The organism is Actinocorallia populi (genome assembly GCF_002995495.1).
GTDB classification, from domain to species: domain Bacteria; phylum Actinomycetota; class Actinomycetes; order Streptosporangiales; family Streptosporangiaceae; genus Actinocorallia; species Actinocorallia populi.
Genome location: NZ_PVZV01000002.1, coordinates 301578 through 327237 on the forward strand (window position 1 = coordinate 301578; position 25660 = coordinate 327237).

General features: G+C 72.5%; 24 protein-coding genes, 1 tRNA gene and 2 riboswitches. Of the genes, 13 read left to right on the forward strand and 12 right to left on the reverse strand.

Annotation, left to right across the window (positions count from 1 at the left end; translation table 11 throughout):
* Positions 1-22: 22 nt before the first annotated feature.
* Both C2865_RS08345 and bcp read right to left on the reverse strand, forming a co-directional pair.
* Positions 23-97: transfer RNA gene (locus tag C2865_RS08345), tRNA-Leu, on the reverse strand.
* Positions 98-124: 27 nt separating this feature from the next.
* Entirely contained in the window at positions 125-592 is a 468-nt protein-coding gene (bcp, locus tag C2865_RS08350) for a thioredoxin-dependent thiol peroxidase (protein WP_106397784.1), read from the reverse strand.
* A gap of 117 nt (positions 593-709) precedes the next feature.
* Here bcp and C2865_RS08355 point away from each other — a divergent pair, with 117 nt between their 5' ends.
* Positions 710-1012 (forward strand): DUF3618 domain-containing protein, encoded by a 303-nt coding sequence (locus C2865_RS08355; RefSeq protein WP_106397785.1) that lies wholly within the window; start codon positions 710-712, stop codon positions 1010-1012.
* Positions 1013-1016: 4 nt separating this feature from the next.
* Here the strand turns inward: C2865_RS08355 and C2865_RS08360 are convergent, their stop codons facing one another.
* Positions 1017-2195: an amino acid deaminase/aldolase gene (locus C2865_RS08360; RefSeq protein WP_106397786.1), complete on the reverse strand. Its 1179-nt coding sequence runs from the start codon at positions 2193-2195 to the stop codon at positions 1017-1019.
* 57 nt (positions 2196-2252) lie between these two features.
* The gene (locus C2865_RS08365) at positions 2253-3137 is read right to left on the reverse strand and encodes a CE1 family esterase (protein ID WP_106397787.1); all 885 of its coding nucleotides are present in this window, start codon (positions 3135-3137) and stop codon (positions 2253-2255) included.
* A 107-nt stretch (positions 3138-3244) separates the two neighbouring features.
* Between C2865_RS08365 and purU the strand changes: the two genes are divergently transcribed.
* From purU to C2865_RS08410, 9 genes are all read left to right on the forward strand, one after another.
* A complete protein-coding gene (gene purU / locus C2865_RS08370; RefSeq protein ID WP_106397788.1) occupies positions 3245-4081 on the forward strand; it encodes a formyltetrahydrofolate deformylase in 837 nt (278 codons plus the stop codon).
* A gap of 38 nt (positions 4082-4119) precedes the next feature.
* A complete protein-coding gene (locus C2865_RS08375) occupies positions 4120-4692 on the forward strand; it encodes a YdeI/OmpD-associated family protein (RefSeq protein ID WP_198653092.1) in 573 nt (190 codons plus the stop codon).
* 60 nt (positions 4693-4752) lie between these two features.
* Entirely contained in the window at positions 4753-5355 is a 603-nt protein-coding gene (locus C2865_RS08380; protein WP_106397790.1) for a DUF6286 domain-containing protein, read from the forward strand.
* On the forward strand, positions 5355-5879 hold the full coding sequence (locus C2865_RS08385) for an Asp23/Gls24 family envelope stress response protein (RefSeq protein WP_106397791.1): 525 nt from the start codon (positions 5355-5357) through the stop codon (positions 5877-5879). Before C2865_RS08380 ends, C2865_RS08385 begins: the two co-directional genes overlap by 1 nt.
* A 263-nt stretch (positions 5880-6142) precedes the next feature.
* Complete coding sequence (locus tag C2865_RS08390; protein WP_106397792.1) at positions 6143-6940, forward strand: sulfite exporter TauE/SafE family protein; 798 nt, start codon at positions 6143-6145, stop codon at positions 6938-6940.
* Between the two features lie 147 nt (positions 6941-7087).
* Positions 7088-7188: riboswitch (glycine riboswitch) on the forward strand.
* Positions 7189-7280, forward strand: a riboswitch (glycine riboswitch). It abuts the riboswitch before it with no gap.
* Between the two features lie 104 nt (positions 7281-7384).
* Entirely contained in the window at positions 7385-8461 is a 1077-nt protein-coding gene (gene gcvT, locus C2865_RS08395) for a glycine cleavage system aminomethyltransferase GcvT (RefSeq protein ID WP_232835459.1), read from the forward strand.
* Complete coding sequence (gcvH, locus tag C2865_RS08400) at positions 8458-8844, forward strand: glycine cleavage system protein GcvH (protein ID WP_106397794.1); 387 nt, start codon at positions 8458-8460, stop codon at positions 8842-8844. The genes gcvT and gcvH overlap by 4 nt, the downstream gene beginning before the upstream one ends.
* A complete protein-coding gene (locus tag C2865_RS08405) occupies positions 8841-10100 on the forward strand; it encodes a serine hydroxymethyltransferase (RefSeq protein WP_106397795.1) in 1260 nt (419 codons plus the stop codon). Before gcvH ends, C2865_RS08405 begins: the two co-directional genes overlap by 4 nt.
* 489 nt (positions 10101-10589) lie before the next feature.
* Complete coding sequence (locus tag C2865_RS08410; RefSeq protein WP_106397796.1) at positions 10590-12002, forward strand: FAD-dependent oxidoreductase; 1413 nt, start codon at positions 10590-10592, stop codon at positions 12000-12002.
* Between the two features lie 30 nt (positions 12003-12032).
* Here the strand turns inward: C2865_RS08410 and C2865_RS08415 are convergent, their stop codons facing one another.
* Both C2865_RS08415 and C2865_RS08420 read right to left on the reverse strand, forming a co-directional pair.
* A complete protein-coding gene (locus C2865_RS08415; protein ID WP_157963626.1) occupies positions 12033-12851 on the reverse strand; it encodes an NAD(P)-binding domain-containing protein in 819 nt (272 codons plus the stop codon).
* A gap of 407 nt (positions 12852-13258) precedes the next feature.
* Positions 13259-14041: a helix-turn-helix domain-containing protein gene (locus C2865_RS08420; RefSeq protein WP_106397798.1), complete on the reverse strand. Its 783-nt coding sequence runs from the start codon at positions 14039-14041 to the stop codon at positions 13259-13261.
* Between the two features lie 64 nt (positions 14042-14105).
* On the opposite strand from C2865_RS08420, the gene C2865_RS08425 reads away from it, so the two are divergent.
* Positions 14106-14687: a TIGR03086 family metal-binding protein gene (locus tag C2865_RS08425; protein ID WP_106397799.1), complete on the forward strand. Its 582-nt coding sequence runs from the start codon at positions 14106-14108 to the stop codon at positions 14685-14687.
* A 577-nt stretch (positions 14688-15264) separates the two neighbouring features.
* Here the strand turns inward: C2865_RS08425 and C2865_RS08430 are convergent.
* From C2865_RS08430 to C2865_RS08455, 6 genes are all read right to left on the reverse strand, one after another.
* Entirely contained in the window at positions 15265-16272 is a 1008-nt protein-coding gene (locus tag C2865_RS08430) for a polyprenyl synthetase family protein (RefSeq protein WP_106397800.1), read from the reverse strand.
* Positions 16269-18446, reverse strand: coding sequence for a terpene synthase family protein (locus C2865_RS08435; protein ID WP_106398630.1), 2178 nt, complete (start codon positions 18444-18446; stop codon positions 16269-16271). Before C2865_RS08435 ends, C2865_RS08430 begins: the two co-directional genes overlap by 4 nt.
* A gap of 34 nt (positions 18447-18480) precedes the next feature.
* Positions 18481-19890: a family 2B encapsulin nanocompartment shell protein gene (locus C2865_RS08440; protein WP_106397801.1), complete on the reverse strand. Its 1410-nt coding sequence runs from the start codon at positions 19888-19890 to the stop codon at positions 18481-18483.
* Positions 19891-20008: 118 nt separating this feature from the next.
* Positions 20009-20911: a hypothetical protein gene (locus C2865_RS39925; protein WP_198653094.1), complete on the reverse strand. Its 903-nt coding sequence runs from the start codon at positions 20909-20911 to the stop codon at positions 20009-20011.
* Positions 20908-21633: a bestrophin-like domain gene (locus tag C2865_RS08450; RefSeq protein WP_106397802.1), complete on the reverse strand. Its 726-nt coding sequence runs from the start codon at positions 21631-21633 to the stop codon at positions 20908-20910. Before C2865_RS08450 ends, C2865_RS39925 begins: the two co-directional genes overlap by 4 nt.
* A gap of 86 nt (positions 21634-21719) precedes the next feature.
* Entirely contained in the window at positions 21720-23042 is a 1323-nt protein-coding gene (locus C2865_RS08455; protein ID WP_198653096.1) for a M50 family metallopeptidase, read from the reverse strand.
* 167 nt (positions 23043-23209) lie between these two features.
* Here C2865_RS08455 and cds1 point away from each other — a divergent pair, with 167 nt between their 5' ends.
* Positions 23210-24283, forward strand: coding sequence for an L-cysteine desulfhydrase Cds1 (gene cds1, locus C2865_RS08460; protein WP_106397803.1), 1074 nt, complete (start codon positions 23210-23212; stop codon positions 24281-24283).
* An 81-nt stretch (positions 24284-24364) separates the two neighbouring features.
* Entirely contained in the window at positions 24365-25654 is a 1290-nt protein-coding gene (locus C2865_RS08465; RefSeq protein ID WP_232835460.1) for a M50 family metallopeptidase, read from the forward strand.
* The last annotated feature ends 6 nt before the right edge of the window (positions 25655-25660 follow it).

The following is a 25660-nucleotide window of genomic DNA, read 5'->3' on the forward strand; positions in this document are numbered from 1 at the left end:
CCGACAGGCTGTCCCTTTTATGTAGGGCCGGTGGGATTTGAACCCACAACACGACGGACCTAAACCGCCGGCCTCTGCCGAATTGGGCTACGGCCCCGCGTGCGGCTACGACCTTACCAGCGGGCTACAGCCCCAGTTCCTTGCGGAGACGGGACACGTGCCCGGTCGCCCGCACGTTGTAGTAGGCCTTCTCGATCTTCCCCTCCTCGTCGATGAGGAAGGTGGAGCGGATGACGCCCACCGTGATCCTGCCGTAGAGCTTCTTCTCGCCGTAGGCGGCGTAGGCCTGCAGCACCTTGCGGTCCGGGTCCGACAGCAGGGGGAAGGTCAGGCCGTCGCGCTCGCGGAACCTGACGAGCTTGGCGGGGGCGTCCGGGGAGACGCCCACCACCTTCACCCCGGCCCCGGCCAGGTCCGGCAGCGACGCCTCGAAGTCCACGGACTCCTTGGTGCACCCGGGGGTCATGGCCGCGGGGTAGAAGTAGAGGAGGACCTTCTCGCCGCGCAGCGACGACAGGGTGAAGGGTTCGCCGTCGGCGTCGGAGAGCGTGAAGTCGGGGGCCTCGTCGCCGGGTTCGAGACGGTCTGTCACCTGGCATCCTTTCGCGGCGGGTGGTGGGAGGGACAAACTTACCGGCACTCGCCTCCCTGGGGGCGGTCGCGACCTGCAAGACTGATCGCCCACCGGAACTACGACGAAGGACGCGGGATGGCCGACAGGGATCCGGACCGGATCGAGCAGGAGATCGAGGGCGAACTCGAGGCCCTCGCCCGGAACATCGACGCGATCGCCGACCGGGTCAGCCCGAGCAACGTCGTCCACCGCACCGGCGACCGGGTCCGCGAGGAGCTGCACCAGGTGGCGGCGACGATCGGCTCGATCGTGACGCCCGGCGACGAGGAGGGCTCGCCGCTCACCGACGAGCAGCGCAAGCGGGCGCTCGTCATCGGCGGCGTCGTCCTGGTGGGGGTCGCGCTCCTGGTGCTGCGCGCGCGGCGCGGCCGGGGCTGAGCGCTCACAGGAAGGTGCGGCCCTCGCCCCGGTAGGTGGGGACGGTGCGCTCGACGCGCTCGTCCCGCACCAGGTGCACGGCGTCGAAGCGCTCGCACAGCTCGCCGGCCTTGGTGTGCCGGAACCAGACGCGGTCGCCGACGGCCAGCCCGTCGGTGCCGGGCCCGACGAGCGGGGTCTGCACCTCGCCCGCCCCCTCGGTGCCGGTGAACTCCAGCCCGGCCGGCAGGTACGGCCGGGGCAGGCGCAGCGCGTCGGCGGGCCCCGAGGCGAGGTAGCCGCCGCCCAGGCAGGTGACAGTGCCGGGGGCGGGCCGCCGCACGACGGGCAGCGCGAACAGCGCGGCGGGGACGGCCTTGAACATGCTGTAGTGGTCGAACAGGTGCGGCTGGAACAGGCCGGACCCGGCGGCGACCTCGGTGACCGCCTTCTCCGCCGCGGTCCACTCCAGGCTTCCGGTGCCGCCGCCGTTGACGAACTCCAGGTCGGCCACCTCGCGGACGGCCCGCACGACCTCGCCGCGCCGCCGGGCGAGCTCCACCCGGGAGCGGGAGCGCATCGCCCTGATCGCCAGCCCCATGGCGGGCCGGCCGGCCGGCGCGTCGCCCACGCCGGCGATCTGCGACTCGTAGCCCATCAGCCCGACCAGCCGCAGGTGCGGCCGCTTGAGGATCTCCTCGGCGAAGGCGGCGGCCTGCCCGGGGGTGGCCAGGGGGGAGCGGCGCGCGCCGACCCTGATCCGGCCGCCCAGCACCGGGTAGGCGGCGTCCATGTCGAGGCAGACCCGCACGGGGTGCCCGTCGGCGGGGATGAGGTCCAGGTGCTCGGCGCAGTCGACCATGATCGTGACGGTGCGGGCGGCGTGCTCGTCCCGCACCAGGCGCCGCAGCGCCGCGCGGTCCACGGTGGGGTAGGCCACGAGGATGTCGTCGCTGGTGCGGTGCCCGGCCAGCCAGAGCGCCTCGTCCAGGGTGAAGGCCATGATCCCGGCGAAGCCGTCCAGGGCGAGGACCTCCTCCAGCAGGGCGCGGACCCGGACGGACTTGCTGGCCACCCGGATCGGCTTGCCGCCCGCCCGGCGCACCAGGGCCGCGGCGTTGGCGCGGAAGGCGGCCAGGTCGACGATCGCGAACGGGGGGTCGAGCTCCGCGGTCGCGAAGTCGTAACGCGCCTTGAGGTCCATGTGTCCACTTTCCCATAGAAAGTGAAACATGAAAAGTATTCGTGTCTGGCTTTCCGGTCACACCGAGGAGAAGAACGCCCAGAGCCGCGCCGCCGTTCCCGCGGGCCAGGCGTGGCCCCCGCCGTGCGGGCAGAACCGCACCACGGCCGCGCCCTCGCCGGTCCGGCAGGAGCCGTCCCGGCGCAGGGGGCCCGCCCCGGCCGCCTCGCGCCAGAAGCCGACCGCGTGGGAGACGGGGGTGAAGGGCCGCCCGTCGTCGAAGTCCCGCCGCCCGCCGCCCTCGTAGGGGACGGACCGGTCGGCCCTCCCGTGGACGATCATCGCCGAGACCGGGCGGCCGGGGTCGCAGTCGATGAGCAGGGCCGCCGAGACCACCCCGATGGCCCTGATCCTGCCCGGCCCCTCGCAGGCCATGCGGTAGGCCATGCCGCCGCCGTTGGAGAACCCCGAGACGTAGACCCGCTCCGGGTCGGCGACCCCGGCGCCGACCAGTCTCTCGATCAGCTTCTCCAGGAAGCCCACGTCGTCGACGCGCGCCAGCTTGGCGGGGCCGCAGCAGGGGCCGGCGTTCCAGCTGAAGGCGAAGCCCTCCGGGTAGGCGACCAGGAAGCCCTCCTCGTCCGCCACCGCGTCGAAGCCGCTGAGCCCCTGGAACCTCTCGGCGTTGGAGGCCCCGCCGTGCACGGCCAGCACCAGCGGCAGCGGCCCGGCGGACCCGCGCAGCCCCGGCGGCACGCGCAGCCGGTACTCGCGGTGGCCGGGCGTCCCGACCTCCAGCCTGAGCTCATGGGTGCCCGCCGTGGTGGGGACGCCGTCCTGCTCGGCGGGGCGGGCGGTCCCGGTGCCGCCGGGGGGCCGGGGGCCGCCGTCCTTCTCGGGGCCGGCGGCTTGGCACGCGCAGAGCAGTGCGAAAGCGAGCAAAAGGGCCAGAAGTCGACGCATGCCCTTGAATGTAGGCGTCCGTCCCCGTGCCCAAACGCGGTGTCCCCGCCAGCACATAAACTGGCAAGTCACGCGCCCCCCGGACGTCCCCTTCAGAAGGTGAAGAGTTGAGCTACATCCTCACGCTGTCGTGCCCCGACCGTCCGGGCATCGTCGCGGCCGTCTCCGGGCTGCTGGCCTCCCGGCAGTGCAACATCCTGGAGAGCCAGCAGTACGGCGACCAGGACGCGGGGCGGTTCTTCCTGCGCGTGCAGTTCACCGCCTCGGAGAGCCTGGAGGAGCTCCAGGGCCTGTTCGCCCCGACGGCGCGGGAGTTCGCCCTCGACTGGCACCTCAGCGACGCCTCCACCCGCATGAAGGTGCTGATCATGGTGTCCAAGGAGGGGCACTGCCTGAACGACCTGCTCTTCCGGGTGCGTTCGGGTCTGCTGGACATCGACGTGGTCGCCGTGGTCTCCAACCACCCCGACCTGCGCCCGCTCACCCAGTCCTTCGGCATCGACTACCACCACCTGCCGATGTCGATGGGCAAGGCCGCGCAGGAGGCCGAGATCCTCACCCTGGTCCAGCACTACGGCGCCGACCTGGTGGTGCTCGCCCGCTACATGCAGATCCTCACCGACGACCTGTGCGCCAAGCTGCAGGGCAAGGTGATCAACATCCACCACTCGTTCCTGCCGTCCTTCAAGGGCGCCAAGCCCTACCACCAGGCGCACAAGCGCGGCGTGAAGCTGATCGGCGCCACCGCCCACTACGTCACCCCCGACCTGGACGAGGGCCCGATCATCGAGCAGGAGGTCGCCCGGGTCGACCACACCCACACCCCCGAGGACCTGCGCCGCGTCGGCCGCGACATGGAGTGCCTGGCCCTGGCCCGCGCCGTCCGCTGGCACGCCGAGCACCGCGTCCTGCTCAACGACGAGAAGACCGTCGTCTTCCGCTGACCGGCGGAATGTCACCGCGGGCGGCTAACGTCGCGGCCATGAGCGACCTTCCGATCCTCCCCTTCGCGTCTCTGGCAGCCTTCGAGGAGTGGCTGGAGGCGGAGCACGCGGTGTCCCCGGGGCTGTGGCTCAAGTTCGCCAAGAAGGGCTCGGGGGTGGCGTCCATCACCTATCCCGAGGCCCGCGACGCGGCGTTGTGCTTCGGCTGGATCGACGGCCAGAAGGCATCCCTGGACGAGACGTACTGGCTGCTGCGCTTCACCCCCCGCACCCCGCGCAGCAAGTGGTCGCAGATCAACCGCGAGCGCGTCGCCGAGCTGACCGCCGAGGGCCGGATGCGCCCGGCGGGGCTGGCCGAGGTCGAGCGGGCCAAGGCGGACGGGCGGTGGGAGCGCGCCTACGCCTCGCCGAGCAACGCCACGATCCCCGAAGACCTCCAGGACGCCCTGGACGCCGCACCGGCCGCCGCGGAGGCCTTCGCCGGCCTCGACGGGCGCAACCGCTACGCCATCCTGTACCGGATCCAGGACGCCAAGCGCCCCCAGACCCGCGCCGCCCGGATCGAGAAGTTCGTCGAGATGCTCCGGAAGGGCGAGAAGCCCCATCCGTGAACCGGGCGACTCGGGGGCGCGGGAGATCGCCGAGAGTGCGCGCTCGGTTACTGTTCCCTTATGGGGGAGACGCTGGTCACGGAGCTGTTCGGGGATTCGGCGCGACGGCGGGAGGCGCGCAGGCGCACGGCCAGGGAGTTCCGCAAGGAGCGGACGGCGGCCGAATCGGCCGTCGCCTTCGCGATGGCGGCCTGCGGGGGGCTGGGAGCGGGCGAGGTGCTGGCGCGCCGGTACGGGCACCACCTCGTGCCGCCGGCCTGGACGGAGCGGCTGAACGCCGAGTTGCGGGCGCTGCTGTGGGGCGATCCGGCGGTGGAGCTGGCCGGCTACCTCCTGTGGATCGCGGGCATGGCCCTCCTGCTGCTGGCGGTGCTGCCCGGGTACGCCCGGACGGAACTGCTCAGAGGCGACGATCCCGCGGTCTCGGCGGCGCTGAGCAGGGAGGGGCTGCGCCGGTCGCTGGCGGACGCGGCGCTGGGGACGCCGGGCGTGGTGCGGGCGCGCGTGCGCGTCGGCCGGCGGATCACGGTACGGGCGAAGGCGCGGCGCGGCACGCCGCCCGAGGCGCTCGTCCCGCTGCGCCGGGCGGTGCTCGCCCGGCTGGAGGAGATCGGCCCGCAGCGCCGCCGCGCGGTCGCCGTCCGGCTGGGCCGGGGGGGCTGATGGCGCGCGGAGGACTGGCGCTGACGGGGCTGGCGCTGTGCGGGGCGAGCGGGGTGCTGCTGGGGCTCAACCGGTTCCTGGGCGACCGGCCCGTGCTGGGCGAGGGCACCTCCGGTTTCATCGCCCGCAACCCCTGGTTCTGGCCGGCGGTGGCGGGCCTGCTGACCGCGGTGGCGGTGCTGGGGACGTGCTGGCTGCTGATCCAGGGGCGGACGGCGGCGCTGCGCCGTTTCAGCCTGCTGGGAGGGCGCCGCAAGGCGCTGACGAACGAGGCGGTGGCCGGGCTCACCCGCGAGGTGCTGGAGCTGCCGGGCGTGCACGACGTGCGCGTGCGCTTCACCGGCACGCGCTCCCGGCCGCGGGTGATGCTGCAGATCCTCTGCCACGAGAGCGCCGACCTCGGGCTGCTGCTCGCCCGGATCAGCGAGGACTCGCTGGTGCGCTTCCGCGAGGTGATCGAGATGCCCGACCTGCACGCCGTCCTGCGGTTCCGGCTGGTCTACCAGGAGACGCGCATCGCTTAAAGAGTGCTCTACCAGTATTTGTCGGTTCTGATGGCGAGACGTCCCGTCCGGCTTCATACAGTTCTAAGCAAGTCGACTCCTCGTCCATGTGCAGGGGGTGGATATCGATCTGCAGTGGCAACGGCATCATGTTCCGCACCCGGGTAGGGGAAGGGGTCTACGAGGGATTGAGACAACAGAGCTAGACCTTCTGCTCGAGACCGGCGGCGCCCAGGGCGCCGCCGGTCTCCATGTCCGCGGGTATTTTATGCAATCCTGGTCTAATGGGTTGGGAATCGTGGTGGACCGGGCCGCTCGGGTTCTGCGCCGGGCTGCTGATCGCGGTGGTGACCGCGCCCGTGGGCGTGTCCGGGGCGGTGTTCCTCCTGCCGGTCCAGCTGAGCGTGCTCGGCGTGCCCAGCCCCGCCGTCACCCCCACCAACCTGCTGTTCAACGTGGTGGCGGGCCCCGGCGCGCTGCTCAGGTACCGCAGGAGCGGGCAGCTGGCCGGCCCCCTGGCGCGGCTGCTGGTGGCCGGTACGGTCCCCGGCGTGGTGGCAGGCGCGGTGATCAGGGTCTTCGCCCTTCCGGGCCCGACGGTGTTCCGGCTGCTGGTGGCGGCCTTCCTGCTCCCGCTGGGGTCGTGGTTGTGCCTGCGGACGCTGCGCCCGTCCCGCCGCCCCGCGGCGCCCGAACCGTCCCGCGCCGCGCTGTCCGCGCTGGCCCTGGGCGTCGGCGTCGTCGGCGGGATCTACGGTGTCGGCGGCGGCTCCCTGATCGGCCCGATCCTCGTGGGCCGCGGCCTGCCCGTCGCGGTGGTGGCGCCCGCGGCCCTGGCCGCCACCTTCATCACCTCGATCGTGGGAGCGGCCACCTACGCCCTCCTGTCCCTGCTCGCCCCCGGCGACATCGCCCCCGTCTGGAGCCTGGGCCTCCTGTGCGGGCTGGGCGGCCTGATCGGCGGCTACCTGGGCGCCCGCCTCCAGCCCCGCCTCCCGGAGAAGGCGCTGCGGCTGCTGCTCGGCGGCCTGGCCGTCGCCGTGGCGGGCCTCTACCTCGTACAGGGGCTGGGCCGGGGATGAGCCGGGACACCGCACGCCCTCCCAGGCCCCGGCCCTCGGAAGCGGATGCGGAGCCGGGCGGAGGCCTCCCGGCGGCGGGGGAGGGGCGAAGGGCATCCTGGCGCGGCCGGGGCGGGCGGGGAGCCCTATAGTGGTGGCGACGCCGAATGATCCCGTGCGGGAGAGCGTCCGGACCCCGGCGGGTCCGGGCCACCGAAGGAGCAATTCCTCCCCGGAACCTCTCAGGTAACCAGGACCGCAGGGGTGGGCGGCCTCTGGAAAGAGAAGGCCCCGAGCCTTCCGCCGAAGGTGAAAGCCCGTACGGGTGAAGCTCTCAGGCAGACGAGACAGAGGGGGAGGGCCCGACTCGGCAGGTGTACGGATGGGACGATGGGAAACGTTCTGCCGTGTGCCGGTAACAAGGAGCTCACCCAGGTGTCCACTGCCTCCGAAAAGTCTGCTTCCGTGAAGACGACGCCGCTGTACGAGCTGCACCAGGAGCTCGGCGGCAACCTCGTCGACTTCGCCGGATACCTCATGCCCCTGCGCTACCGCTCGGAGACCGCCGAGCACCAGGCCGTGCGGACCTCCGCCGGGATCTTCGACGTCTCGCACATGGGTGAGATCTTCGTTACAGGCGCGCAGGCCGCCGAGGCGCTGGACCACGCGCTGGTCGGCAAGCCCTCGGCGCTGGAGCAGGGGCGCGCCCGCTACACGATGCTCGTCGACCCCGAGGGCGGGGTGCTGGACGACCTGATCGTCTACCGGCTCAGCCGGCACGGGTTCCTGGTGGTGGCCAACGCCGCCAACAAGGGCGTGGTCGCGGCCGAGCTGACGGCGCGGGCCGAGGGCTTCGAGGCGTCGGTGGACGACCAGTCCGAGAACTACGCGCTGATCGCCGTCCAGGGGCCCAGGGCGCAGGAGATCCTGGCGCGGCTGACCGACGCCGACCTGGCCGGGCTGAAGTACTACTCCCTGGTCAGCGGCACGGTGGGCGGCACCGTCGCCTTCATCGGCCGCACCGGCTACACCGGTGAGGACGGCTTCGAGCTGTTCGTCGACGCCGGGGACGCCGTCGGGCTCTGGAAGAAGATCACCGAGGCCGGCGGCGACGAGATCACCCCGTGCGGCCTGTCGGCGCGCGACACCCTGCGCCTCGAGGCGGGCATGCCGCTGTACGGGCATGAGCTGACGGCCGAGCTGACCCCGTACGATGCTGGTCTCGGCCGGATCGTACGGCTGGAGAAGGACTTCGTCGGACGCGACGCCCTGGCGGCCGTCGCCGAGAGCGGACCGTCCCGCAGGCTCGTCGGGCTCGTCGCGCGCGGGCGGCGGGTGCCGCGCGCGGGATACGCGGTCATCGGCGACGACGGCGCGCCGTGCGGCGTCGTGACCAGCGGAGCGCCCTCCCCGACCCTGGGCAAGCCCATCGCCATGGCCTACGTCGGGACCGGCGCCGTGCCGGTCGCCGTCGACATCCGCGGAAAGCACGAACCGGTCGACGTGGTCGACCTGCCCTTCTACAGGAGAACAGACAAGTGAGCGTTCCTGAGCAGCTCCGCTACACCGAGGAGCACGAATGGGTGTCGGGCCTGGACGGTGAGGACGGCGTCGTGACCGTCGGCATCACCGACTACGCCGCCGACGCCCTCGGCGACATCGTGTACGTCTCGCTGCCCGCGGAGGGGGACGCGGTGACCGCGGGCGAGCCCTGCGGCGAGGCCGAGTCCACCAAGTCGGTCTCCGACATCTACTCGCCGCTGTCCGGCGAGGTCGTGGCGGTCAACCAGGCGGTCACCGAGGACCCCGGCACGATCAACGCCGACCCGTACGGCGAGGGCTGGCTCTACCGGATCCGGATCGGCGACGACAACCCGGACCTGCTCGACGCCGAGGCCTACTCCAAGATCATCGAGGAAGCATGAGCACCCTTTTCCAGCACCTTTCCGAGGTCGACCCCGAAGTCCACGAGGCGGTCCGCGCCGAGCTGGGGCGCCAGCAGCACACCCTGGAGATGATCGCCTCGGAGAACTTCGCCCCGGTGGCGGTGCTCGAGGCGCAGGGCTCGGTGCTGACCAACAAGTACGCCGAGGGCTACCCGGGCCGGCGCTACTACGGCGGCTGCGAGTACGTGGACGTCACCGAGCAGCTGGCGATCGACCGGGCCAAGGCGCTGTTCGGCGCCGAGCACGCCAACGTCCAGCCGCACTCGGGCGCGCAGGCCAACACCGCGGTGTACTTCGCGCTGCTCGACCACGGCGACACCATCCTCGGCCTCGACCTGGCGCACGGCGGGCACCTGACCCACGGCATGCGGCTGAACTACTCCGGCAAGTTCCTGAACGTGGTGCCCTACCACGTCCGGGAGTCCGACGGCCGGGTGGACATGGACGAGGTCGCGGCACTGGCGGCCGAGCACCGGCCCAAGATGATCGTCGCGGGCTGGTCGGCCTACCCGCGGCAGCTGGACTTCGCGCGGTTCCGCGAGATCGCCGACTCGGTGGGCGCGCTGCTCTTCGTGGACATGGCGCACTTCGCGGGCCTGGTGGCCGCCGGGCTGCACCCGTCGCCGGTGCCCTACGCCGACATCGTCACGACCACCACGCACAAGACGCTGGGCGGGCCGCGCGGCGGCCTGATCCTGGCCCGCGAGGAGCTCGGCAAGAAGATCAACTCCGCGGTCTTCCCCGGCATGCAGGGCGGCCCGCTGGAGCACGTGATCGCGGCCAAGGCCGTGGCGCTCAAGGTGGCGGCGTCCGAGGAGTTCAAGGACCGCCAGCGGCGCACCCTGCAGGGCGCGCGGGCCATCGCCGCCCGCCTGCTCCAGGACGACGCCGCCAAGGCCGGCGTGAAGGTGCTGACCGGCGGCACGGACGTGCACCTGGTCCTGGTCGACCTGGTGGACTCCGACCTGACCGGCCGGGACGCCGAGGACCGCCTGCACGAGATCGGCATCACGGTCAACCGCAACGCCGTCCCCAACGACCCCCGCCCGCCGATGGTCACCTCCGGCCTGCGCATCGGCACCCCGGCCCTGGCCACCCGCGGGTTCGCCGAGGAGGACTTCGAGGAGGTGGCCGACATCATCGCCCTCGCCCTCCAGCCCTCCTTCGACGCCCCGGCCCTGTCCGCCCGCGTCAAGGCGCTGGCCGACAGGCACCCGCTCTACCCGGACCTGTGACGGCCCTCCGGACCCCGGACCCGGCACCCTGATCCGCCCGCGAGGCCCCGCCCGACTTCTCCGGGCGGGGCCTCGTGCCGTCCCGGCGCACCGCCGCCGCCCGCGGCGTGCGGTGGGGGCTGTTTCGGTGTGCTGCTGTTTGTTCTCTTCGGTTCTGGTGGGTCGCCGGTTCGGAGTTAGCCGGTCGTGCTGCGGGGGCTGTTTCAGTGCGCTGCCGTCTGTTCTCTTCGGCTGCGGCGGGTTGCCGGGCTCGGGGTTGGCTGGTCGTGCTGTGGGGGCTGTTTCGGCGTGCTGCCGCCCGTTCTCTCGGGCTCCGGCGGATGCGGCTGCGGGCGGGGTTTCACGCTGCTTCGGTGTGCGGTCTCTGTGCGGCGGGAGCCGTTCCGTCCGGTCCGGCGGGGGTCACGGGCCGGGGGTTTCTTGACCGGGGAGGCCGGTGGGGAAACACTGTATCCGCTGAGGGAACGTGATGGCGGGTGCGGAGGCGCGATGGTGAAGCTGATCGTGGTGGGGGCGGGGCCCGGAGGGCTGGCGTGCGCGATCGCCGCGGCGGGGGCGGGAGCGGACGTGCTGCTGCTGGAGAAGGCCGGGCGGATCGGCGGGGCGCTGCCCTACTCCGGCGGGCACCTGTCGGCCGCGGGGTTCTCGGCGCAGCGGGAGAAGGGCATCGAGGACGACGTCGCCGCGCACTGGGCCGACATCCGGCGCATCAGCCGGGGCACCGGGCGGGAGGACCTCACCCTGCTGTCGCTGGCCGAACAGCCCGCGGTGCTGGAGTGGCTGCTGGACGCCGGGTACGCCATCGACCCGGCCACCCCGCGGATCGTGCACGGACACGAGCAGTACGGCACGCCCCGCACGGTGCACGCGCCCGAACCGCCGGGCGGGCCGGAGATCCTGCGGGTGCTGGAACTGCTGCTGGAACCGCACGTGAAGTCCGGGAAAGTGGACGTCCGCTGCGGGGTCAAGGTCGCGGAACTGCTCGTCGAGACGGTCGGAGGCGAGCAGGCCGTCGTCGGTGTGGCGGCCGAGGACGGGCGGGTCTTCCGGGCGCCCTCGGTGGTGCTGGCGACCGGCGGGTTCGGGTACAACCCCGAGCTGTTCGCCGAACTGGACGGGGCGCCGCTGACGACGTCCGCCGCGCCGACGTCCACCGGCGACGGCATCGAGATGGGGCGGCGGATCGGCGCGGGCGTCCAGGGGCGCGGCAAGTACATCCCCACCTTCGGCGGGCTGCCGCCCCAGGGCGACGACCTGCGCGTGGACTGGCGGCACCGGCCGCACCTGGTGGCACCGGAACGGCCGCCGTGGGAGATCTACGTCGACCGGAACGGGCGGCGCTGGGTCGCCGAGGACGACCCGAGCATCGACCTGAAGGAGCGGATGCTCACCGCCGTCGACCGGATGACCTTCTGGATGGTCTTCGACGCCCGCGCGCTGCGCGAGTCCCGGCCGATGGTGCACGGCTGGACCCCCGAGGAGCTCGACGCCCGGTGCGGAGCGCGCCGCGGCCTCCACAAGGCCGCGACCCTCGCGGAGCTCGCCGCGAAGGCGGGCATCTCCTCTGACGGCCTGGTCGGGACCGTGGCGCGCTACAACGCGGCGGTGGCCGCCGGCCGCGACGACGACTTCGCCCGCGAGCACCTGCCCGCCCCGATCGTCGAGGCCCCCTTCTACGCCATCGAGAACCACCCCGTCACCCTGATCACCTTTGCGGGGCTCGACGTGGACGCCGAGCTCCGCGTCCGCCGGGGGGACGGCACCGTCATCCCCGGCCTGTACGCCGTCGGCGAGGTCATCGGCTCCGCAGCCGTGAACGGCAACTCGTTCTGCTCCGGCATGTGCCTCACCCCCGCCATGGCCTTCGGCCGCATCGTCGGCCGCGCCCTGTCCGGCGCCTGAGCACCGCCGGGGCGCCGGACTCGGCGGTGCTCAGTGGGCGAAGGAGAAGCCGGCGGCGCGGAGCCTGGCCGAGGAGACCGGCATGACGGGCGTCTTGATCTCGCCGCGGAAGGTCAGCGGGGGCAGGCCCTCGGCGGCGCAGATCTCGCCGAACAGCTCGGCGTTGGTCGGCGGGACGGTCCCGTCGGGGATGGCGTTGTAGACGCCGGTGAGCTCCCGGCCGACGACGAAGTCCAGCGCGGCCGCGGCGTCGCGGTAGTCGATGCGGTACAGCAGCGCCTCGGCCGAGAACGGGACGCTGCCGCCCAGCATCTCGTGCGCCATCCGCACCCGGGCCGGGTAGTCGATGTCGCGGGGATGCCCGTGCACGTCCGGGATGCGCACGACGGCACCGCGCGGCGTGGCCAGCACGGCCGCCTCTCCCGAGGCGAAGTTCCGGGGCGAGGCGTCCCCGTCGTCGGTCGGCGGCGTCGCCTCGTCCACCAGCTCGCCCCGCCCCGCCCCGTAGACGGAGATCGAACTGGTGAACACCACCCGCGGGTGCACCGCGGCCGCCGTGACCGCGCTGGCCGTGAGCGTGTCGGCGTACTCGGCGATCCGCGACTCGGCGTCGAACGACCGCGAGAGCCGCGGACTCACCGTCAACACGACCGCGTCCGCCCCCTCCGTCGCCTTCTCGACGGCACCCCGGTCGCTGCCCCGCAGCACCACGGCATCGGAGCAGACCTCCAGAAGCTCCGCCACCCGCCCCTCGGTCGTGGTCGTCCCGGTCACCCGATGCCCCGCCTCCGTCCAGCGCCGGGCCAGCTCCATCCCGACATTGCCGCAACCGATGATCACATAATGCACGCCGAAGACCTCTCTTTGGAAACACCGTTTCCATACTGTCCCATCCCCCACCCCCTGCCAAGACCACTCGCACCCCCACCCGCCCCGCCCCTCCGCGAACGGACGGACACGCCCCCCGCCTAGGCGGCACGAACCTCCGCCCGACGGGCACCGCGAGCCCCCGCAGCCCCGCCGTCCCAACGAGGCGGCGAGAGAGGCGGCACCGCCCACGGCCCCGGTCGGCGGCCGAGACCGCGCCGTCCGCTGCTCCCGGAGCGCGAGTTCCTTACGGTTCGTCGGCCCGGCCGGGCGACGGGAACGACGTCGTCCGCGGTCGGTCGGGCAGCGGTTGAAGCGAGCGGTTCGCAGGCTCGGCGGGGTGGTGGGGAGCGGCGTGGTTCGTCGGCGTGGCGGGAGGCGGGTGGGGGTCAGGGGCGGGTGTAGCGGGTGGGGGAGTGGCCTACGGAGGCGGTGAAGTCGCGGATGAGGTGGGACTGGTCGGCGTAGCCGAGTTCGGTGGCGAGGGCGGGCCAGTCGATGGGCTCGGCGGCGTCGGCGCGGGCGGCGACCTCGTGGAGGCGGGCCCGGCGGAGGACCCACTTGGGAGAGGCGCCGACGTATTCGGAGAAGAGGCGCTGGAGGGCGCGGACGGACAGGCCGGCGGAGGCGGCGGCGTCGGAGACGCGGAAGAGGGACGGCTCGGTGGTGAAGCGGGCGACGAGGCCGGCGGCGCGCAGGGCGTCCGGGTCGGGGCGCGCGGGGACGCGGGGGAGGAGGAAGGCCTCGGCGAGGGCCGCCGCCTCGGCGGGGTCGGCGGTGGCCTGGACCGTGCGGCCCAGGGCGTCGGCCTCGGGGCCGAAGTACCCGGCGGCGGGGACGCGGTGGTCGGCGAGCGCGGAGACGGGGGCGCCGCAGAAGGCGCGGAACGCCCCGACGCGGAACTTCACGCCCAAGGTGTGGTCGCGGCCCTCCAGCCTGCGGGTGAACAGGCCGCGGTGGACGCCGTAGACGAACACGCCCTCGGGCTCCATGCCCAGGTGCACGTTCGGGTGGCTGAGGACCTTGGTCTCGAAGACCCCGTCGACCGCCCAGCGGACGTGCCAGTAGTGCTCGACGTACGGCTCGAGGGGAGCGCTGGGCGCGTGGTGCGTCAGCTCGACGTAACGGGACTGTTCGACGGGGTACAGCACGCCCCGGGCCTTCACCGCCATCCCCGCATCGTAGCCGTCGCGTTTCTTCAAGACCCCGCCCGCGCGGGAGACTACCTTCGAAAGTATGAACGAAACGTACAAGGCCATGACCGAGTGCGCCGCCGAGGCGGTGCGCGTCGCGGGGAAGGTGCGCGGAGAGCTGCTCGACGGCCCGACGACCTGCGCGGAGTTCGATCTGCGGGCCCTGGTGAACCACTGGGTGCTGTACACCTCCTACGGGCTGGAGCGCCGGGCGCTGAAGCAGCCGCTCCCCGAGGAACTCGTCGCCCGCGACTTCACCGCCGAGGACGGCTGGGCCGCCGCCTACGCCGCCCAGCTCGACCGGGCCCTGCAGGCCTGGGCCGACCCCGCCGCCTGGGAGGGCGAGATCCCCCTCGGCGACGGCCGCACCGGCGCCGCCCCCCAGATCGCCGCACTGATCGTCAAGGAGATGGCCGTGCACGGCTGGGACGTCGCCCGCTCCATCGGCGAGGACTTCGCCATCAGCGACGACTCCGCCGCCGTCGTCCTGCACGTCGTCGAGGAGAACGCCGAGCTCTACCGCCAGTACCAGGGCTTCGCCGCCCCCGTCGAAGTCCCCGCCTCCGCCCCCCTCTTCACCCGCGCCCTGGCCCTCTCCGGCCGCGACCCCCACCAGACCGTCTGACCCCCGGCCCCCCACCGGGCACCTCGGTCCCCGGTCCGCCCCCCATCAGGCCGCCCGGTCCCCGGTCCGCCCGCATCAGACCGTTCGGTCCCGGTCCGCTCTCATCGGCCGTTCGGTCTTCGACCGGCACCCACTGGGCCGTCTGGTCCTCGGTCCGTTCTCACCAAACCGTTCGGTGCTCGGTCTGATCTCACGGGGCTGTTCGGTTCTCGGCTCGTCCCCATCGGGCCGTCTGGTCCTCGGTCTGTTCTCACCAGGCCATTTGGTACTCGGTCCGCCCCCATCGGGCCGTTCGGTCTTCGACCGACACCCGCCGGGCCGTTCGGTCCTCGGATCGTTTTACCGGGTGGTCTGGTGCTTGGCCTGCTCTCACCGGACCGTCTGACCCCGGCCCACCCCCATCGGGCTGTTCGTGCTCGGCCTGATCTCACGGGGCTATTCGGTTCTCGGCTCGCCCCCATCGGGCCGCTCGGTCCTCGGCCTGATCTCATCGGGCTGTTCGGTCCTGGCCTGCCGGGCCGTTTGCATCCGGGTCTGTCTTCATCAGGTCGTCTGGCCCTCGGTGGGGGTGGGAGGGTCAGCGGGCTCGGGTGATGACGAGGTCGGCGAGGGCGGTGAGTTCGGCGAGGGGGTGGGGGGCGGGGGAGACGGGGTCCAGGGTGGCGAGGGCCTGGTTGCGGAGTTGGGTGAGGCGGTCGTGGCTCCAGGAGCGGCCGCCGGCGGCTTCGATGAGGGCGGCGGCCTCGGCGGGGTCGAAGGGGGCGGGGGAGCGGTACAGGGCGCGCAGGGCGTCGGCCTCGGGGGTGCCCGAGGTGAGGGCGGCGACGACGGGGAGGGACTTCTTGCGGTTGAGCAGATCGGAGTAGACGGGTTTTCCCGTCTCGGCGGGGTCGCCCCAGATGCCGAGCAGGTCGTCCATGTGCTGGAAGGCGAGGCCGAGGTGCTCGCCGAAGAGCGCGAACGCCGCGACCTGGTCGGGGGTGCCGCCGCCCGCGCCCGCGCCCAGGGCGCAGGCGCAGCGCATCAGGGCGCCGGTCTTGCCGACGGCCATGCTGATGCACTCCGACAGCAGCACGTCGCCGCGCGTCTCGAAGGACATGTCGAGGTTCTGGCCGTGCAGGAGGTCGAGGACGGCGGTGGTGAGCACCCGGGTGGGGCCGCCGGAGGCCGCCAGCGTCTCCACGGCCAGCGTCAGCAGCACGTCCCCGGTGAGGATCGCCGGGTTGGTGCCGAAGACCCGCCAGGCGGCCGGCCGGTGCCGCCGGGTCTCGTCGCCGTCCATCACGTCGTCGTGCAGCAGCGAGAAGTCGTGGATCAGCTCCACCGCCACGGCGGCGGGCACCGCGTCCTCGGCCCGCCCGCCGACGGCGCGGGCAGCCAGCAGCGCCAGGGTGGGGCGCAGCGCCTTGCCGGAGGAGCCGGTGGGGTTGCCCTCGGCGTCCCACCAGCCCAGGTGGTAGCCGGTGATCAGCCGGACGCCGTCGGGCAGCGAGCCGACCGCCTCGCGCAACGCGGGTTCGACCAGGGAGCGGCCCCATTCCAGTACCTCCGCGGCCGGACGGGATACCTCGTGCAAGGCGGTCATGAAGTCCTCTCTGCGAAGAGTCGGGCGGCGGCCATGCCCAGCCCGGTGAGGGCGGGCAGGCCGTGCGGGGACGGCAGGTCCCGGACGAGCTCGGCCTCGGGGTAGCGGGAGGTGTCGCGGTGCCAGTTGAGGATCGCCACCATCCAGTCGCGGAGCTCGTCCAGATAGGCGTCCAGGGCTGACCGCGCCTCCGCCGAGAGGCCGAGCCGGTCGCACAGGACGGGCAGCTCGACGGCGATGAGGTGCTCGAACTGGCGGCGGCGCAGGTTCATCAGCCGTCCGGTGAACTCGACGGCCCGTTCCTTGGAGACACCCAGGAAGTGCTCCAGGATCAGGACGATGTTGTGCAGCTCGCCCTCGAACTCGATCTCCTTCTGGTAGGAGAACAGGTCGTTGAGGAAGGTCCCGCAGTCGGCTGCCGCGTTGTTGATGGACTGTAGGGTGCGGCTGGCGAAGACGTCCTCCGGTATCTGCTTTTCGTAGCCGATCCGCGACAGGAACATGGTCAGGTCCGAGCCGAAGGTGAGCCTGCGCATCTCCACGTAGTCCACCGGGTCGGGCAGCCGGTGCTGCGCCGCGCCCGCGACCTCCCAGGCCATGCCCTCGATCATCACCGCGATCGCCCGGTGGAAGCCCTGGCGCTGGCGGTCGGACATGGGGCCCGCGGTGCGCGCCCACAGGTCGGCCAGGCCCGCCTCGACCGGGTTGAGCGGGGGCGGCACCGGGCCGAGGTCCACCGGCATGAACGCCGGGAGCCGGCGGGCGAAGGCCCTGGCCCCCGCCGCGTCCCGCGCCGCGCCGTGCACCCGGGGGAACCAGTCGTCGATGTAGGTGCCCCAGGTCAGCCAGCCCGACGACAGCACCAGCTCGTGCGCGGTGGCGTCCGGGTCGAGCCCGGCCGAGCACAGCGGGAAGTCGAAGCCGTGCAGCTGCCGCTCGGTCCACAGCGCGCCGGGCGTGTCGAAGCCCATCCGGTGGGCCCAGGCGTTGTTCTCGCGGCGCGCGTGGTCGAGGTGGGGGCTGAGCCGCAGCCGGTAGGGCAGGTCGAACTCCGGCAGCAGGCTCGGCCCCACCCGCCGGAACGGGACGTGGCGGTAGGCGCGGAGGCGGCCGAACCCGAGGTTCTGCGGGGTGGGCACCAGCCTGGCCGCGGAGGTGCCCAGGCCGGAGGGGGAGTACCGCGGCGCCCCCTGGTTCATGTACCGGCTGGAGCGCATGTGCCATTCGTGGCCGCCCGCCTGCCAGTCCTGCAGCCCCTTGACCCAGCCCGCGACGGCGAGCCGCCCCTCGGGCGGGACGGCGTGCTCCTCCAGCAGCACCGGCAGCTCGGTGACCGCGGTGTGGTCGAACTGGTAGAGCCGCGAGCTGAGCAGCTCGTTGACGAGTTCGGCCGCGGTCTGGGCGTCGTGGCCGAAGAACTCCTGGAAGACCAGGACGGCGTTGGACAGCTCGCCTTCGTCCTGCACCTCGCGCTGGTAGGAGAACAGGTCGTTGCGCAGGTGCACCGCGTCGGCGAAGGAGTCACGCAGGACGTTCACCGGCCGGCTGCGCGCGATGCCGTCGGGAACCTCGCAGCCGGTGGCGTACTCCACCAGGTCCGACGACCAGGGCGCGCCGCCGACCCGCCGCCGCATCTCGACGTACTCGATGGGGTTGGCGATCCGCCCGGCCTCGATGTTGACCAGCTCCCACAGGGACTCGTCCAGCAGGGCCGCGGTGTTGGCCGCGAACCGCTCGCGCCAGCGCGGCGACATCGCCGGGACGGTGCGCGCCCACAGGTCCGCCAGGCCGCGTTCGACCGGGTGCTCCGGCTCGGGCGTCCCGGCGGCCGGGTCGGCGGGCATGAACAGCGGCAGCCGGTCCAGGTACCGCTGGGCGCCCGCCAGGTCGTGCGTGCGCTTGAACAGTTCCAGGAAGTGGTCGTCGAAGTAGAAGACCCAGACGTACCAGTCGGTGACGGTGTCCAGGACCGGTCCGGGGGAGTCCGGATGGGTGTAGGCGCACAGTGTCGCGTAGTCGTGCGCGGCGTACTCCTCCTCGGTCCACACCGATCCGGGGCCGAGGACGCCCATCTCGTAGGCCCATTGCCTGGCGTGCTCCCTGGCGGACTCCACGGCGGGGTTGAGCCGCGCGGGGTACGGCAGATAGAACTCGGGCAGCTGGAAAGGCTGCATCCGGACTCCCTTCTCCATGAGCGGCGGCTCCGGCTCAGAAGTGGCCGATCTCCACGTTCTCCAGCACGCCCAGGGCGTCGGGCACCAGCACCGCGCACGAGTAGTAGGCGCTCACCAGGTACTGGATGACGGCCTGCTCGGTGATGCCCATGAACCGCACCGACAGGGACGGCTGGTACTCGTCGGGGATGCCGGTCTGGTGCAGGCCGACCACGCCCTGGTCCTCCTCACCGGTCCGCATCACCAGGATCGAGCTGGTCTGCTGGCCGGTGACCGGGATCTTGTTGCAGGGGAAGATCGGCACGCCGCGCCAGGCGGGGATGTGGTGGCCGCCGACGTCCACCGGCGTGGGGTACAGGCCGCGCTTGTTGCACTCCCGGCCGAAGGCGGCGATCGCCTTGGGGTGGGCCAGGAAGAACTTCGAGCCGCGCCGCCGGGAGAGCAGCTCGTCCAGGTCGTCGGGGGTGGGCGGGCCGCTGTGGGTCTGGATGCGCTGGCGGAGGTCGGCGTTGTGCAGCAGCCCGAACTCCCGGTTGTTGATCATCTCGTGCTCCTGCCGCTCGCGCAGGGCCTCGATGGTCAGCCGGAGCTGCTGCTCGACCTGGTTCATCGGCTCGTTGAAGAGGTCGGCGACCCGGGTGTGCACCCGCAGCACGGTCTGGGCGACCGACAGCTCGTACTCGCGCGGCTCGAGCTCGTAGTCGACGAAGGTGCCGGGCAGCACCGGCTCGCCCGCGTGGCCGGCGGCGAGCGCGATCTCCTTCTCGCCGTGGCGGTTGTGCTCGGGCACCGGGCTGGCCAGGTAGGCGGCGACCTGCGCCTGCAGGACGGGGGAGGAGCCGCGGACCTGCCGGAAGTCGGCGCGGCTGAGGGTCAGCACGGTGCAGGAGGTCTGCGCCTTGAGGGTGTACTCCCACTCGTGCTCGCCCACCAGGGCGTCCGCACCGAGGAAGTCGCCGTCGGCGCACAGGCCCAGCGAGACCTCCTCGCCGTACTTGGAGAGGCCGATCTTCTGGAGCTTGCCGTGGGCGAGCAGGACGACGTACTCGGCCGGGGTGCCGGCTTCGGCGAGCACCTCGCCGGGGGCCAGCTCGCGCTGCTCGCAGCGGTTGGCCAGGGTGCGCAGCACCTCCGGATCGTCGAAGTCGCGCAGCACGGGCAGTTCGGCGAGCTCCTCGGGGATCACCTGGACCTGGGCGCCGGTGGAGAGGAACTCGATGCGGCCGTCCCCGAGGGTGTAGGTCAGGCGCCGGTTGACCCGGTACCCGCCGCCGGAGACCTGGACCCACGGCAGCATCTTCAGCAGCCAGCGGGAGGTGATCTCCTGCATCTGGGGCGGGGTCTTGGTGGTGGAGGCCAGGTTGCGGGCCGCCGCGGTGCCGAGGCTGAGCTGCTCGGCCTGCGAGGAGCCGTTGGCCTGGGCGCGGTCCGCTGTCTCGGTCATGCCATACCGCCTTCACGTCGGGGAGCTTGCCTGCCGAAAGTTACTGTCAGTGACACCATGATCACAACAAGTATTTTGCTGTCCCTTGAGTAACACCCTTCACACGCTCAGGCCACCCTCACCGCGGCCGGAAGATCGCGCCGCAGGCCGCGGACACCACCACCGACACCACGGCCGCCGCCAGCACCCCGCCGAAGACGTTCCGCTCCTCGTGCAGCGGCCGGAACCGCCGCACGGCGGGCCGCGCGACCGCCTCCTGCCCGGCGGGCCGCACCGAGCGGCGGGGGGTCGGCGAGGGCCGGGCGGACGGCGGGCCCGCCTCCGGCGCGGCCGACCGCGGCCGCGGAGTCGCCCCCGTCGCGGACGGCATCGCCGGAACGGCGACGGGCGGCACCACCGCGGGCGGCGCGGCCACCGGAGGCCCGGCCTCGGGGGGCACGGCCGCAGGAGGTTCCGCCACGGGAGGCACCGGCGCCGGAGGCGGCGCGGGCGGCGCGGGCTCCGGCTGCGCCGGGGCCGGCGGTGCGGGCTCGGGAGGGACCGGGACGGGTTCCGGCGGCACGGGCACGGGTTCGGGTTCGGGCGCCGGAGGCTCGGGTTCGGGAAGGACCGGGACGGGTTCCGGCGCCGGGGGCACGGGCGCGGGCTCGGGGGCGGGAGGCGCCGGGGGCAAAGGCACGGGCTCGGGTGCCGGAGGCTCGGGTTCGGGCGCCGGGGGTTCGGGTTCGGGTGCGGGAGGTTCGGGCTCGGGCGCCGGAGGCTCGGGAGCAGGGGGCTCCGGTGCGGGAGGTTCGGGCGCGGGAGGCTCGGGCGCAGGAGGTTCGGGCGCCGGGGGCTCGGGTGCCGGAGGCGTCGCGCACTGCCCGGCCCCGATGACGATGGTGACGTCCAGCTGGACGAGCACCAGGTCGGCGCCGACGCAGATCACCACTCCGGGCTCGGGTTCGGCCGAGACGGAGGGCCCCAGGGCCGTCAGCGCGCACAGGACGCCGCCCAGCGCGGCGAAGCGCTTGATCATCATGGGATCTGGCGGAATTCCCGCCAGGCGCTCTCGAACGCCGAGGCGTCGACGCCGAGCGGCCCGGTGAAGGTGTGGTTGATGGCGAAGACGAGGTAGACCCCCACCGCCACGCTCCCGGCCAGCAGCAGGTAGGTGAACCGCACCGGGCCGCGGGGCCGGGCCCCGGCCAGCAGCGGGAAGGCCAGCACCAGCCCGGCCGTCAGGACGGTCAGCCACAACACCCCGGGCGGCAGGCTGGCCTGGGCGTCCACGGCCCGCTGCCTGCGGGCGGCGTAGACCTGCTCCAGCTGGGCCTCGACCGCGGCCAGCGAGTCCTTCTCGTCCTTGCTGCGCGGCTCCAGCATGCCGAGGTCGGCGCGCAGGGAGTTCAGCCGCGCCCAGCCCGCCTCGGCGAGCTCGCCCCTGGCCAGCAGCCGCCACTCGCGTTCGGTGACGAAGCGGGTGTACTCCCGCAGCGCCTCGCGGGTGGCCATGGCGCTGTCGGCGGGCAGGTCGCCGGCGTTCCAGTAGGCCTCGGTCAGCGCCTGCGCCTCGGCGTAGGTGTTCTGCCGGGCCGAGTCCGCCACCGTCCACGGCACGATGATCGCGATGGCGAACACCAGCAGGAAGAGCGCCGAGAACATGGCGCCCGCGTGGGAGGACGTCGGCCCGTCGGGTTCGGTGTCGGGGGAGCGGTCGGGACGTTCGGAGCGGTCGGAGCGGCGCTTGGGGCGCGAGAACATCGGGCCTCCGGGGGGCGGCTACGTTATGTAGCCACCCTAGACCTCAGTGTCCTGCACGGGCGCTGAAAGTAACCGGATCGTCTCTCTCAGGTCAACCTGACAGGGTTGAAGATGTCCGCATAAACCAGCAGCGCGCCCATGACCAGAAGGACGAGGCTCATCGCGTAGGTGAGCGGCAGCAGCTTGGCCACGTCCACGTAGCCGGGGTCGGGCCGGCGCAGCAGCCGCGCGACGCCCCGCTTGACGCCCTCCCACAGGGCGCCCGCGATGTGGCCGCCGTCCAGCGGCAGCAGCGGGATGAGGTTGAACATGCCGACCGCGAAGTTGATGGAGGCCAGCAGCGCCAGGAACCAGGAGAGCTTCTCGACCCCGGGGTTCTCCGAGGCCAGGATCTCGCCGCCCAGGCGGCTGGCGCCGACCACGCCGATCGGCCCCTCGGGGTCGCGCTCCTCGCCGCTGAAGGCCGCGTGCCAGACGCCGACCATCTTCTGCGGCAGCTGGACGAACGCCTCCAGGGTGCGGGTGGTCATGTCGCCCATCTGCGTGGCCACGTCCGCGGGGCCGCCCTGCACCCGGTCGATCAGCGGGCTGATCCCCAGGAACCCGACGGTGACCACCTTGTCGGAGTCCTTCAGGTCCTGCATCTGGTTGGCGGTGATCTGCAGGCTGACCGGGACCTCCTTGCCGTCCCGCCGCACCACGGCAGGGACGGTCCTGTTCGCCGAGTCCCGGATCAACCCCTGGAGCTGGGAGTAGTCCTCGATCCGCTGCCCGCCGAAGGACACGAAGGTGTCACCGGGCCGCAGCCCGGCCTTGGCGGCGGGGGTGGAGCGCGCGGTCTCCTCGGGCGTGCACTCGCGCGGGCTGCCGTCGGGCAGGTAGGCCTGCTCGGCGGGGATGACGCACTTGGAGACGCTGGAGATCGTCGGGGTGGACTGCAGGGTGCCCAGGCCCATGATCAGCACGGCGAAGAACACCACGGCCAGCAGCAGGTTGGCGGCGGGCCCGGCGAACATGATGAGGAGCTTCTGCCACCACTTCTTGCTGTAGAAGACGCGGTCGGCGTCGCCCGGGCCGACCTCCTCCAGCGCGCCCTCGCGCGCGGAGTCGATGAGCATCTGGAAGCGGCCGGTGGAGGAGGCGCGGACCATGCCCTCCGGGTCGCCCTTGCGGGGCGGCAGCATGCCGATCATCCGGATGTAGCCGCCGAGCGGGATCCACTTGATCCCGTACTCGGTCTCCCCGCGCCGCCACGACTTCAGCGTGGGGCCGAAGCCCACCATGTACTGGGGGGTGCGGACGCCGAACCGCTTGGCGAACGACAGGTGCCCCAGTTCGTGAAAGGCGATCGAGGCCATCAGCAGCACGAAGAACAGCAACGCGCCGCCGAGCACGATCAGTGTTTCCATGTGTCAACGACCCCAGTCCGCCCTCCGTGGAGGGCTGTTTCCGCCCGTTACCCCGTGCCAGGGTAAGCGATTCCGGCGATTCCGGCTCGCCTTCCCCGCCCGAACGACGGGCTCTACGGTCATTCGCCAGGGCGTAGCCTGAAGCGGAATTCCAAGGGGGGAGCGGCATGGACAGTACAGACCGGTGTGAACCGGCCGGCCGCGCCTGGATCGCCGAGGCGATCCGCAGGGTCGAGGCCGACAACAACCGGAGCGCGGACACCCACCTCCACGTCTTCCCCCTGCCCCCCGAGTGGGGCATCGACCTCTACCTGAAGGACGAGTCGGTGCACCCCACCGGCTCGCTCAAGCACCGGCTGGCCCGCTCCCTGTTCCTCTATGCGCTCTCCAGCGGCTGGATCACCGAGGGCACCACGGTCATCGAGGCCTCCAGCGGCTCGACCGCGGTGAGCGAGGCCTACTTCGCCCGGCTGCTGGGGCTGCCGTTCGTCGCGGTGATGCCCAGGAGCACCAGCCCGGAGAAGATCGCGCTGATCGAGTTCCAGGGCGGCCGCTGCCATTTCGTCGACGACCCGGCGTCGATCTACGCCGAGGCGGGGCGGCTGGCCGAGCGCACCGGCGGCCACTACCTGGACCAGTTCACCTACGCCGAGCGCGCCACCGACTGGCGGGCCAACAACAACATCGCCGCCTCGATCTTCGAGCAGCTCGCGCTGGAGCCGCACCCCGAGCCGGCCTGGATCGTGGTCAGCGCCGGCACCGGGGGCACCGCGGCGACCATCGGCCGGTACGTGCGCTACCGCAGGCACCAGACGCGCCTGGCGGTCGTGGACCCGGAGGGCTCGGCGTTCTACGACTCCTGGGTGAGCGGCGACACGGCGCTGACCGCCCCCGGCTCCCGGATCGAGGGCATCGGGCGCCCCCGCGTGGAGCCGTCGTTCCTGCCGTCGGTCATCGACCGCATGTACCGGGTGCCCGACGCCGCCTCGATCGCCTGCATGCGCTGGACGTCGGAGGTCACCGGCCGCAGTGTCGGCGGCTCCACCGGCACCAACGTCTGGGGCGCCCTGCAGGTCATCGGGGAGATGCGCGAGCGCGGCGAGCAGGGCAGCGTCGTCACCCTGATCTGCGACGGCGGCGAGCGCTACACCCACACCTACCTGTCCGACGCCTGGCTCGCCGGGCAGGGACTGGACCTCGCCCCCTACTTGGCGGAACTGCGCGCCCTCCTGAACCCCTGACCCCCGCCAACGCCCGGCCCCGGAACGTTCAAGATCCGCCCGGGGCGGCTTGGCGCCCCGCCGCCCGGGTAGGAGAGCGGCGTGCTGGCACTGGGTGTGGTGCTGTTCTTCCTGCTGCTCATGGCGTCGATCGCGCTGCACGAGCTGGGGCACCTGCTGGTGGCCAAGCGGTTCGGAGTGCGCTGCCCCCAGTACATGGTGGGCTTCGGGCCGACGGTCAGGTCGTGGCGGCGCGGGGAGACCGAGTACGGGTTCAAGTGGGTCCCCTTCGGGGGGTACGTGCGGATGATCGGCATGCTGCCGCCGCGCGCGGGGGATCCCGAGGGGAGGCTGCGGCGCTCCTCGACCGGCCGGTTCGGGCAGCTGATCGACTCGGCGCGCAAGGAGTCGCTGGAGGAGGTCGGCCCGGACGACGCCGACCGCGTCTTCTACGCCAAGAAGTGGTGGCAGAAGGCGCTGATCTCCTTCGCCGGGCCGCTGATGAACTTCTTCCTGGCGTTCGTGCTGCTGGGGATCGCCCTCGTGGGCTTCGGGATCAAGGAACCGACCATGGGGGTCGCGACGGTCGCGAAGTGCGTCGTCCCCGCCGCCCAGGCCGCCCGCGGATGCGGGCCGGATGATCCGCCGACGCCCGCCGCGCGGTCCGGGCTGCGGCCGGGGGACGAGATCGTCTCCTTCGACGGCGTGCCGGTCACCCGCTACCGGCAGTTCCAGCAGTTGGTGCGCGACTCCGCCGGACGGCAGGTGCGGCTGGAGGTCCGCCGCGACGGCCGGGAACTCGTGCTCACCCCCACCCTGATCGCCAACCGGGTCGCCGCGCTGGACGGGCGCTCCGGGACGGTCACCGCGGGCTTCCTCGGCATCACGCCCGTCCAGGAGTACGTACGGCAGGACCCGCTGGACGTGCTGGCGCTCATGGGGGACATGGCCGGCCGCACCCTGGAGGCGTTTGCGGTCCTGCCGCAGAAGATGGCAGGGGTCTGGGACGCCTCCTTCCGCGGTGCGGAGCGCGAGTCCGACAGCCCCGTGGGCGTCGTGGGGGCGAGCCGGATCGGCGGCGAGGTCCTGGCCGCCGACACCCGTGCCGCCGACAAGATCGTCCTGTTCCTGCTGGTGCTCGGCTCGCTGAACTTCGGCCTCGCCGCCTTCAACCTCATCCCGCTGCTGCCGCTGGACGGCGGCAACATCGCGGGCTCCCTGTGGGAGGGCCTCAAGCGGGCCTTCGCGAGGGTGGCGGGCAGGCCGGCGCCCGGCCCGGTGGACGTCGCCAAGGCACTCCCTTTGACCTACGTGGTGGGCGCGCTGCTGCTGGCCATGGGCCTGCTCATCGCCTACGCCGACCTGGTCAACCCCATCCGGCTGCGCGGCTGAGACCGG